General features: G+C 61.3%; 7 protein-coding genes. 3 read left to right on the plus strand and 4 right to left on the minus strand.

The features are described from left to right. Position 1: 1 nt before the first annotated feature. Genes ACQ4OE_RS25350 through ACQ4OE_RS25365 form a run of 4 tightly spaced genes read right to left on the minus strand, consistent with a single transcriptional unit; the run spans position 2 to position 7,752 of the window. Positions 2-4,576, minus strand: a complete 4,575-nt coding sequence (locus ACQ4OE_RS25350) for an alpha-2-macroglobulin family protein (RefSeq protein WP_430948301.1) — start codon at positions 4,574-4,576, stop codon at positions 2-4. Beyond that, on the minus strand, positions 4,573-5,223 hold the full coding sequence (locus ACQ4OE_RS25355; protein ID WP_430948307.1) for a DUF1175 domain-containing protein: 651 nt from the start codon (positions 5,221-5,223) through the stop codon (positions 4,573-4,575). The genes ACQ4OE_RS25350 and ACQ4OE_RS25355 overlap by 4 nt, the downstream gene beginning before the upstream one ends. Then, on the minus strand, positions 5,208-6,920 hold the full coding sequence (locus tag ACQ4OE_RS25360) for a DUF2138 domain-containing protein (RefSeq protein ID WP_430948302.1): 1,713 nt from the start codon (positions 6,918-6,920) through the stop codon (positions 5,208-5,210). The genes ACQ4OE_RS25355 and ACQ4OE_RS25360 overlap by 16 nt, the downstream gene beginning before the upstream one ends. Before the next feature lie 40 nt (positions 6,921-6,960). Continuing rightward, on the minus strand, positions 6,961-7,752 hold the full coding sequence (locus ACQ4OE_RS25365) for a YfaP family protein (RefSeq protein ID WP_430948303.1): 792 nt from the start codon (positions 7,750-7,752) through the stop codon (positions 6,961-6,963). Between the two features lie 359 nt (positions 7,753-8,111). On the opposite strand from ACQ4OE_RS25365, the gene ACQ4OE_RS25370 reads away from it, so the two are divergent. The 3 genes from ACQ4OE_RS25370 (at position 8,112) to dxs (ending at position 11,228) form a co-directional block, all read left to right on the plus strand. Then, a complete protein-coding gene (locus ACQ4OE_RS25370) occupies positions 8,112-8,354 on the plus strand; it encodes an exodeoxyribonuclease VII small subunit (RefSeq protein ID WP_003228627.1) in 243 nt (80 codons plus the stop codon). Continuing rightward, positions 8,351-9,238, plus strand: a complete 888-nt coding sequence (ispA, locus tag ACQ4OE_RS25375) for a (2E,6E)-farnesyl diphosphate synthase (RefSeq protein WP_430948304.1) — start codon at positions 8,351-8,353, stop codon at positions 9,236-9,238. The genes ACQ4OE_RS25370 and ispA overlap by 4 nt, the downstream gene beginning before the upstream one ends. 91 nt (positions 9,239-9,329) lie before the next feature. Next, complete coding sequence (gene dxs, locus ACQ4OE_RS25380; protein ID WP_430948305.1) at positions 9,330-11,228, plus strand: 1-deoxy-D-xylulose-5-phosphate synthase; 1,899 nt, start codon at positions 9,330-9,332, stop codon at positions 11,226-11,228. Positions 11,229-11,239: the final 11 nt, after the last annotated feature.

Raw genomic sequence — 11,239 nt, forward strand, 5'->3', positions numbered from 1 at the left:
GTCAGTTGACCGTGACCTGACCGAGGGCGGCTTTCGCTTCCTGGGCCTGATGCTGCGGCGCGTACACCTGAGTGAAACGCACCGGCGGCAGATTGAACTGGCCCTTCTGCGAGAACCGCACCAGATGACGCAGGCGCAACTCGCCGCTCAACGCATCGACCGGCACCGCGTAAGCCAACTGGCCCGGTTCGAAACGCGCTTTCTCCAGCGCGGTCGGCTCGGTGCCGTCCTTGCCCTGCAACTTGATGCCCCACGTCGTGCGCTCAACATCGGCGCCCGGCGGCAGCGGCACTTCGAGCATGCCGTAGCGCAGCGGTTTCGGCGCTTTGCTGGTGAGGATCACTTCGTCCAGATACAGGCTGTCGCTAGACAGCGGCCTGGTGCCGATAGGCTCCAGTTTGAACGTAAACGCTTCATCACCCGGCACCAACCGCGACAGGCGACGGGTGATGGTCACGGCCATCGGATCGACCGCAGGTTGTTGGGTCTGGAAGCTCAACGCTGCACGTAGCGGACGCTCTTGCGTACCGGACACTGTCAACATATTCGGCACTGGCGTCGCGCCTTGCCAAGTCCAATACATCTCACCGCTGGCACCGTAGTTCTTCTTCCAGCCTTCACCCGGTGTCAGAGCGATGGTCGGCGAAGCCTGGGCGATGCTGCGTTGCAACCAAGTCAGTGCCAGCGCACGTTCGAGGGTCGATTGCTGCGGCAACAGCCGTTGCAGCAACGCTTGCGCACGCGCCTGATCGAACGGTTGCAGCGACAGGTTCAGCGCTTCGGCGAACGGCTGCGAACTGACCGACAGGCGCTGTTGTGCAGCGCCCACCTGACGATTGAACGCGTCCGGCAAGGCCACTTTCGACTGCGTGGCCAGCGCTGCGGTCAACACTCGCGCCGCTGCCAGACCGAGCGCCGAGTCTGGATCGCTCATCACCAGACTGTCTTCGCCATCGTCGAGCATGGTTTGCGCATTGCCTTCACCGACCTTGGCCAGATCCTCCATCAAGCCGCTAAGCAACGTGTTCACCGGCAAATGCATCTGCTTGGCGAACGACAGAATCAGCGCCCGTTGCAGCAACGGCGTATTCGGCGCTTGCTTGGCATACACCTCCAACACACGCTGCCAGTGCTCCGGCGGCAAGGTCAGTTCCAGAACCTGGCTGGCGTTATAGTCGGCGTAGTAGGCGTAAGCCGTGAGAAACGCATCCGGCTCACCGTCGTACCCCCACCAGGTGAAGCTCGCCGATGGCCCGGCCATTTGCACCAGGCGCAGACGGCTGTTCTGCATGATCAGGCGCAAGCGATCGCGGACCTGCGGATTCGATGCCAGTGATGGATAGGCGATGCTCAGCGGCAGCAAACGACTGGCCGTCTGCTCGACGCCGCCGTACGGATAGCTGAGCAGATCATCGAGTGCCGAGCGGAACAACGCTTGCGGGCTGTCATCCAGGCGTAGGCGAATATCCGTGGCATCCGCTGGCAGACTCAACGGCATCTCACCACTGGCGACATCAAGGCTTTGCGTCTGCGTCACTTGCCAGCCATCACCGGTCGCGCTCAGGCGCACGGCGAGGGCGTCGGCGGTTTTGCCGTCCTGCACCAACTCCGCCGTCCATTCGCCGGAAGCCAAGGCGAACGCCGGCAGCGGCAGGTAATTGATGCCGTTGTTCAGAGTTACCGGAAGGCGTTGTTCGGCGCCAGCGTAATGAGTGACCAGTTCAGCCTTGACCGGTTTCTCGGCCTGACTGAACGCGAACACTCCGAGTTGCGGCTGATCGCCCTTGCGGAATTTGCTTGGGCCGCTCCACTTCAGGTACAGCGGTTTTTCCGAGCGCACGAACTGCTTCTTCTGCCCGACCTGACCGTCATCGGCAATAGCGCGAGCGGTGATGCGCCAGCGGGTCAGCGAGTCCGGCATCTTGAAGGTGAAGCGGGTTTTGCCGTCGGCACCGGTCAACAACTCCGGCTGCCACGCGGCGGTGTCGACGTCTTCACGACGCGGACGCTCCAGCACTTTCACGCCGCGTTCGCTGCGGTTGGCTTTGCCCGGTGCGCCAGGGCTGCCCGGCAACGCGACGTCGTAACTGATGAACGACAAGCTGGCGCTGGTGCGCACATTGTTACGGCGCGGGTGATAGAAGAACTGGTCGATGGTCGGCGCAACTTCCGGTTGCAGCGCGTAGACCATTTCGTCGACAACGCTGACGGTCAGATGCGCCGGAACCGCCTTGCCGGCGAACTGCGTGGTCAGGTCAACCGTGACCGTATCGCCGGGCAGATACACCGCTTTGTCGGTGCTGATCGCCACGTCGATTTGCGGCGCAACCACTTTGATTCCGGCGTTCTGGAAGCTGTACTGACCGCCCTTGGTGTAGAGCACGGAGAAGGTCAGGTTCGGCGCGAAGTTATCCTTCACCGGAATACGCGCGCGGTATTGCGTTTCGCTGAGTTTCTCCAGCTTCAACCAGTCGCCGCCCTTGGCGAGCAAAGCAGTTGCTTCGACCTTGTCGCGTTCCAGCGAGAGCAATGCATCGCTGACCGGTTCCGGGAAGGTGATCAGTGCCAGCGCTTCATCGCCAGCCTTGTACTCGGGTTTGTCGAGGACTATTTCCACAGTGCCCGGCACCGCTTTCACACCATCGCCAGTGACCGAATGACCGGTGGCGCCAAGGACGCGACCGTGTTGATCTTTCAAGGTCAGGTTGTAAGTGCCGGGACGATCAAACGCCAGACTGAAGCCTTTGTCCGTCGCCGCCAGCTTGCCTTCGCCGGTGCTCTGGTCTTCCAGACGCACCCAGCCATAGGTGCTCGGCGTTACCGCTTTGCTTTGCCCGGTGCCGCCCTCGTTGGCGTAGCTGAACGCGACTTTGTCACCGACCGCGCTGAAGCGTTGCGGCGCGCTCAAACGGAAGCTCGCCGCGCCACGGTCGATGAGGATTTCTTTGGTGGTCTTGACCCGATACGCCGCGCCATCGCTGGCAAACACGGTAAGCATGTAGCGGCTCGGCTTGTCGGCGGCGGGCAGGTCGAGGGTCGCGTTGCCTTTGCTGTCGGTGGTCAGTTCGGTGCTGGTCAGTTCCACCGGGAATTGCCCGAGGTATTGCAGTTCGTTGTCGACCATCGACAGTTGCTGGGCACGCAGGCTCAGGGTCAGTTTCGCGTTGGCCACCGGTTTGCCGTCCGGATACAGCAACACCAGGCTGCCTTTGACCGGCTCGCCGGTGCGGTAATCCTGTTTGGCCAGATTCAGCGAAATCTCGAAGTGCGGCTTGATGTATTCCGCCACACGGAAGGCGCTGCTGTAGGCCTGATCCTTGTAGTTGAAACGAATCTCGTAACCGCCCGCCACCGCGTTGTCCGGCAGCTGGAAGCGGCCTTGAGTGCCGGCTTTGGAATCCAATTTCAAATCCAGCGTTTGCAATTCGGTACCCGTGGCATCTAGCACGCTGACGTTGACGTCCGCTGCGCCCGGTAACACCGAATCCCGCGCATTCTTGAATTCGCGACCGACGATTTTCAGCGACACCCAATCCCCCGGGCGATACAGCGGCCGGTCGGTGAACGCATAGAGTTTGGTGTCGTAGATTTCGCTGTCGTAATAGAAGTTCTCGGAGACAAACACCCCACCCTCTTCGTCCTCGCCGATGACGAACGAACGCTCAGGGCTGACATGTTTCAGGCGCAGCAAACCATCGGCATCAGTCGCGCCGCTGCTCATCACGCCGAGGCCATCCGTCCACAGGACATTAACCTTGGGTACCGAACTGCCTTCGTGTTTGCGCGCAGCCCAGACCAGCAATTCATCGCCAGCAATCTTGCTCACCGCGACGGTGTTGGAGACAAACACAATGGTGGTCGCGCGGTACTTGCCGATCAGCGCTTCAACGAGATACAGACCCGGTTTCAGGTTGCCCAGCGGGATATAAACGTTGCCCGGCGCGACGCTGACAAAATCGCTCGAAGAACCGGCCAGATTGACCCCGGCTGGCGGCTGAATCGGCTTGGCCTGCCACAGCGGATAACGGAATTGGCTGACCACCGGCAGACCCGGAATCAGCGCGAATTGCGGCTGCGCATCGTACGGCGTCGGCGCGGCGATGGCGTTGCCCATCTTCAGTTCCGGCACTTCCTCGGTAACTTGTTTGCGCGATTCATAGGAGAACGCGCGCTGCATCACCCGACGGGATTTGCGGTACCAGTTGTCCCACAGGTACGCGAGGGTGTTGGACAGGCCTTCGCCCTTGAACTGGCCGTCGCTGACCACACGGTGCAGGTTCTTCTGGCGCTTGAGGAAATCCAGCGGCTTGTCGATGCGATACACACGAATGTCGGCGCCGCCATACGGTTCCATGCGGAAGCGACGGTAATCACGGCCCGGCGCTTCGAGGCGCACCATCGCCTGCTCGTCCGCCGCGAAACTACTGTCGGCGAGCAGGAAGAAGCTTTCACCCGAGACCGGCGTGTAACCGCTCGGCTCGACCGAATCTTCAGCGCTGACGGTGGCCATTGGCAGTAACAGCGCCAGCAGCAAAGGAATTCGGGAGCAGATTCGCAACATGCGGGCACCGGTCATTGGGAGAGAAAGTTCAGTCGATAGACGCCGATGAAGTTGGGGTTGGCTGCGTCGGGTATCCATCGGGTGTCCTTCCATGTCATGAGTTGCTGCAGGCTTGCCGAACGCATGCCGTTGTCAGTCGGGGTGGTGGTGCCGGTGTGATAGGCGATGTAGCGGCCCATCCAGATCATCAGGTGCTGGTCGTCGCCCTGATCGAAAAACATCAGGTCGCCGGGCCGCGCCTGCGACACATCGCGGCTGACCAGATGGCTGTTGAACTGAATCAGTTTGATCGCGTTGACGTACGGCCCGACCTTGCCGCCACCCTGCTGCCATTGCTGGGCGAGCTTGCGCTGCTCGTCCCTGAGCGACAGTTCCGGCGGCAGATAACGATTGGACAGGCCATTGCTGCGCAGCCATTTATCGTCGTGGACTTTCAGCGCTTCGTTGGCGGCAAAACGCACCAGCCCGGCGCAATCCTGCTGATACCAGCGCGGACTCGGACCTTGGCTCAGTTGTTCCTGGGCGATGCGCACGAACCAGGCGCGAAACACCTGGGATTGCGCCGGATCCAGTGCAGGTGCTTCAACGGCGCGGGCGCCCGCGCTTAGTAACAGCGCGAGCAGGCCGAGGCTGCGGATCAGTGTGGTCACAGCGCTTTCCATTCCAGCGGCAGCCATTGCCAATGGCCGTCAGGCTCGCTGCCTTCGGGCAGGGTCAGCGCGTATTTGCCGTAGCCGCCGAGGGTGCGCAGTTTCGGGATCAGGTAGGTTTGCGCAGCGTTGTAGAACACGGGTTCCATGTCCTGCGGCAGGCTGTCGAGAGTTTCCTGCTGCATCAGTTGCGCCATCGAATCCGGGCCGAAATAGATTGGCATCAGCACATCTTTAGGCAGCACGTCGGCCATTGGCGGGAAGCGCTTGTCGAGGGTGCCGAGAGCCTTGTCGACCAGTTTGTCGTCGAGGGAAAACAGCAGCGTCGAACCGTGGCGGGCGAGGCTGACTTTCATGAACGCCTTGCCGGAAATCGCGTCGGGGTTCTCGGCAGTCTTCGCCGCATAAGGGCCGAAGTTGGAACTGACCTGACGCTGCCAGACGTGGTTCTGGCCTTCCTGTTTCTCGACCACCGGGAACACGCTTTCTTCGACGTTCGCCTCGAACGCACCGACCATCGAACCGAACAGTTTGCCGAGGTCGCCGTCGAGTTTGCTGCTGTCCTCATCTTTCAGACTGGCCACCAGCAACGGCGTGTACAAACGCGAATCGGCGTACCAGCACAGGCCTGCCGCGCCGGCCACGTGTTCGGTGAGGGTTTGCGCCACCGCTTCTTCAGCGCCGAGTTTGACCAGCAATGGCTTTTGCGGCTCAGCAGCGACCGGCAAGGTTACGCAGGCACTGGCACCCAGCGGCATCGCTTGCCATACCGGTTTGAAGTCGAAGTCGGGTTGGTTCTCCAATTCGTCCATGGCGAGATAGCTGTGCCAGCCCTTGTCATCCATGTCGAAACGCAGCCCGGCGAAATTCGGGATGAAGCGCTGATAACCCATAGCGAGGACGCTGGAATTCACCGACAGACGCTGTTTGGTTTCCGGGGTTTTCGCCGGCAGACCGAACGCTTCAGGGAACAGTTTTTCGCCGTTGAGCAGCGCGGCCAGCGCTTGTGGCGAGACATGGCCGGACTCTTCGGAGGCGCCGCTTTCAGGATCGTAATATTTGGCGGGGTTGGACAGCACCACCAATTTGTCGCCGCGCGAAGCGAACAGCAGCGACTTGCTGGCGTTGTAGCTCAACTGGTACAGCGGCACCTCGTCACTGCCAACCTTGAGATTCCCGAAAACGCTGAGCTGAGTGTCATCCAGCGCAACCTTTGCCAATGGCTCAAGCAATTTGGCCAGCCCGCCACGGTCCATCACCAGCAGGAAATCCTTCAAGCGACCATCCGCCCCGCGCCACAGCGCAACATCGGCAGGCTGGTCAAAAAGCTGTTCAATCAGGCTGTCCTGCAACTTCAGGTCATGCTCGTAGATGATCCGGCGCAGGCTGCCGATCAGCCCGAGGCGGTCGGCATGAGTCTCGTAATAGAAGACGAAGTCTTCGGTGAGCGTGGCCTTGAGGAACGGCACCGTCAGCAGGTCTTTGGGCAACTGGCTCAGGGAGCGGGTTTCCAGCAATGCATCCGGACGGCTCAGGCCGAGCTTGTCACCGGCCAATGCCGCCGCCGGGGCCTTGGGCTTGAGCAGCAGCCAGCCAAAACCACCCGCCACGCCGGCCACCAGGCACAACCCGGCCAGGAGCAACGGCCAGCGTCGCGAAGGTTTGGCCGCTGGCGTTTCGACAGCCGAAGTCACAGTGTTTTCGCTCATCTTTTCAAAGCCCGATTTCATCCGTGCAGCGGGATGCTTATTAATAGTTGAAAGTCTTGACCAGCAGCAGATCACCGATCGCCCGCAGCGGCACGATGAACGTCTCGCGTTTTTCGTCGACGGTGTTTTCGTTGAGCACCAGCGTGATTTGCGAGGTGATCACCTCGTTCTGGTTGCTGGTCTCCTCGAAGTTATAGCCGCCGTTGCCGAAGTTGCCCCAATAGTTGACGTAAACCAGATAGGTGCCATGCAGCGGCGCGGTCATGGTGAACATTTCCGGGCCGGGGCCATCGACGCCATCCGGGTCGAGGCCGCCGCCATTGCTCAGCGCCGGCTGCGCCCAGAACGCATGCTGGCCGTCGGGCGTGACAATGTGCAGATCAAGCTCCGCCTTCGGATCGTCCCATCCCAAGACAAGACGAATACGCGCCGGCGTGCGCAAATGGTTTGCTTCATAAAATTGCACGCGCTTGAGCGACTGGCCTTCGGCGCTGATCACCTCAACGCTGTTGGAGCCAGCGCCGAACGCGTACGGCCGGGCGAAACGGCCCTGGTCGTCGATGTAAAGATTCAGGGGGTTGCCATTCACCGCAAGGCTGTGCGGCGGGCGCATATGCCCAATGGCCTTGAGCTGGCCCTGAATCATCGTGCGGTTGCGCTGGATGCCGCGATCGATCGGCGGCGTGGGATAGGCGACTTGCGGGTTTTCCGTGCGATCGAGCAAGCCGTGATAGCGCCAGCCGCCCACTGGTTCCGACAGTTCAGCGCTCGGCGCCGCACACAGCGCAGGCGCACTGGCCAGGCCGATCAACAGCAAAAGAAGTGAACGCATGTGATGCCTCCTGCCATGCCTGAAACGAAACCTTGCACCCGATCCTCGGTACTTCACAGCGGTGAAACTGCGTTTCGTCTGAAAGACCCATGACTGCCGGGTCGTAGAAGGCGCGAAGATTAGCGATTCGGCGGTTTTTTAACAATCGGATACAGGTGCATTAACTGTAGGAAATCGGACTTTGGAAAGGCGTGAGCCGAATAGCGAGGTTATTCGGCTCACAAAATGAGCCGAATAAATCCTGGACTGACTGAATAACAGCAGAGTTTTCACGCAGCCTTGATCGGCCCGCTCATTTGCCCATAACCCCCCTATCTGCTAGTGTCGCGCCGGTTTAACGTCAACCGGAAATCGCCGCCATGGCCCGCAAAAAAGCTGCACTGGATTTCGAACAATCCCTCGCCGACCTGCAAACATTGGTCGAACGTCTGGAGAACGGTGAATTGTCGCTGGAAGACTCGCTGACCGCTTTCGAGCAGGGCATCGGTCTGACCCGTGATTGCCAGGCAGCGCTGGCGCAAGCCGAGCAGAAGGTGCAAGTGCTGCTGGAGCGCGATGGCGAACTCGCCGAGGAACCCTTCGACGCGGAACAGCCAGAATGATTGCAGCGTATACGGCGACCAGCCAGGCCCGGGTCAATGCGGCGCTGGAAACCCTGTTCAATGCGCCGCTGCCGGAACTGGCGCGCCTTTACGAAGCCATGCGCTACAGCGTGATGAACGGTGGCAAACGCGTACGTCCGCTGCTGGCCTACGCGGCGTGCGAAGCCCTCGGCGGCAAGGCTGAACAAGCCAACGGCGCAGCTTGCGCGGTCGAGCTGATCCACGCTTATTCGCTGGTGCACGACGATTTGCCGGCCATGGACGATGACGATCTGCGTCGCGGCCAGCCGACCACCCACAAGAAATTCGATGAAGCCTGCGCGATTCTTGCCGGTGATGGTTTGCAGAGTCTGGCGTTCAGCGCCCTGCTCGACCCGCGCCTGAGCGATTGCAGCAGCGACACTCGCCTGCAAATGGTCACCGCGCTGGCGCATGCCGCCGGCCCGGCGGGTATGGTTGGCGGTCAGGCCATCGACCTTGGTTCGGTCGGCCTCAAACTCGACCAAAAAGCCCTCGAACAGATGCACCGGCACAAAACCGGCGCGCTGATCGAAGTCAGCGTCAAACTCGGCGCCCTGGCCAGCGGCCGTGCCGAGCCGGACGAACTGCGCGCCCTGCAGACTTACGCCCAGGCCATCGGCCTCGCCTTCCAGGTGCAGGACGACATCCTTGACGTCGAAAGCGATACCGAAACCCTCGGTAAACGCCAGGGCGCCGACATTGCCCGGGACAAGCCAACCTACCCGGCCCTGCTCGGTCTTGACGCGGCCAAAGCCTACGCGCTGGAACTGCGCGATCAGGCCCTGCACGCCCTGCGACCGTTTGACGCGGCAGCCGAGCCCTTGCGCGAGCTGGCCCGGTATATCGTCGAGCGTCGCAGCTGACGGCGAATCCGCCAAAAAAGACCAACGCGTGGGCAGGGGGCGATGCATCAGGTAAACTGCCGCATCTTCTATACCTATAACGATTCGCCTGATGCCCACGACGTTTCATGAGATTCCCCGCAAGCGCCCGACCACGCCCCTGCTCGACCGCGCGAACACGCCGGACGGCCTGCGCCGGTTAGGCGAAGCCGAGCTGGAAACCCTGGCCGATGAGTTGCGCCTGGAATTGCTCTACACGGTCGGTCAGACCGGTGGGCATTTCGGTGCAGGCCTGGGCGTGATCGAGCTGACCATCGCGTTGCATTACGTCTTCGACACGCCGGACGACCGTCTGCTGTGGGACGTTGGTCATCAGGCGTATCCGCACAAGATCCTTACCGGTCGCCGCGAGCGCATGGGCAGCCTGCGTCAGAAGGACGGCATCGCCGCTTTCCCGCGTCGGGCCGAGAGCGAGTACGACACCTTTGGCGTCGGCCACTCCAGCACCTCGATCAGCGCTGCGCTGGGCATGGCGATCGCCGCCCGCCTGCAGAACAGTGATCGCAAGGCAATCGCAGTGATCGGCGACGGTGCGTTGACCGCCGGTATGGCTTTCGAGGCGCTGAACCACGCGCCGGAAGTGAACGCCAACATGCTGGTGATCCTCAACGACAACGACATGTCGATCTCGCGCAACGTCGGCGGCCTGTCGAATTATCTGGCGAAGATCCTTTCCAGCCGCACTTACGCGAGCATGCGTGAAGGCAGCAAAAAAGTCCTGTCGCGCCTGCCCGGCGCCTGGGAAATCGCCCGTCGTACCGAAGAATATGCCAAAGGCATGCTGGTTCCCGGCACCCTGTTCGAAGAACTGGGCTGGAACTACATCGGCCCGATTGATGGCCACGACCTGCCGACCCTGATCGCCACGCTGCGCAACATGCGTGATCTCAAAGGCCCGCAGTTCCTGCACATCGTGACCAAGAAAGGCAAAGGCTTCGCCCCGGCGGAAGTCGACCCGATCGGTTACCACGCCATCACCAAACTGGAACCACTGGACGCCCCGGCCGCTGCGCCGAAGCAGGCCAGCGGGCCGAAGTATTCGGCGGTGTTCGGCGAGTGGTTGTGCGACATGGCGGCGGCTGATCCGCGCTTGGTCGGGATTACCCCGGCGATGAAGGAAGGCTCGGATCTGGTGGCGTTCAGCGAACGCTTCCCGCTGCGCTACTTCGACGTGGCGATTGCCGAGCAGCACGCGGTGACCTTCGCCGCCGGCATGGCCTGCGAAGGCGCAAAACCGGTGGTGGCAATCTACTCGACGTTCCTGCAGCGTGGTTACGATCAACTGGTGCATGACGTTGCGGTGCAAAACCTCGACGTGCTGTTCGCCATTGACCGTGCCGGTCTGGTCGGCGAAGACGGCCCGACCCACGCTGGCAGCTTCGACCTGTCGTACCTGCGCTGCATCCCGGGCATGGTCATCATGACCCCGAGCGATGAAAACGAACTGCGCAAAATGCTCACCACCGGCCACCTCTACAACGGCCCGGCGGCGGTGCGTTATCCACGTGGCAGTGGCCCGAATGCGACCATCGACAAAGATCTCGAACCGATAGAAATCGGTAAGGGCATCGTCCGTCGTCAGGGCAGCAAAGTCGCCCTGCTGGTGTTCGGCGTGCAACTGGCCGAAGCGCTGAAAGTCGCCGAGAAGCTGGACGCCACCGTGGTCGACATGCGTTTCGTCAAACCACTGGATGAAGCGCTGGTGCGCGAGATCGCCGGCAGCCACGAGTTGCTGGTCACCATCGAAGAAAACGCGATCATGGGCGGTGCCGGTGGCGCGGTCAGCGAGTTCCTGGCGCGGGAGAACATCCTCAAGTCGATGCTGCATCTGGGCTTGCCGGATGTTTACGTAGAGCACGCGAAACCGGCGCAGATGCTGGCGGAGTGTGGGCTGGATGAGGCCGGGATCGAAGCGTCGATTCGTCAGCGTCTGGAATTGCTCAACAAGTAAAAGCAATACCC

This window comes from Pseudomonas sp. WC2 (genome assembly GCF_050586545.1).
Taxonomy (GTDB): Bacteria; Pseudomonadota; Gammaproteobacteria; order Pseudomonadales; family Pseudomonadaceae; genus Aquipseudomonas.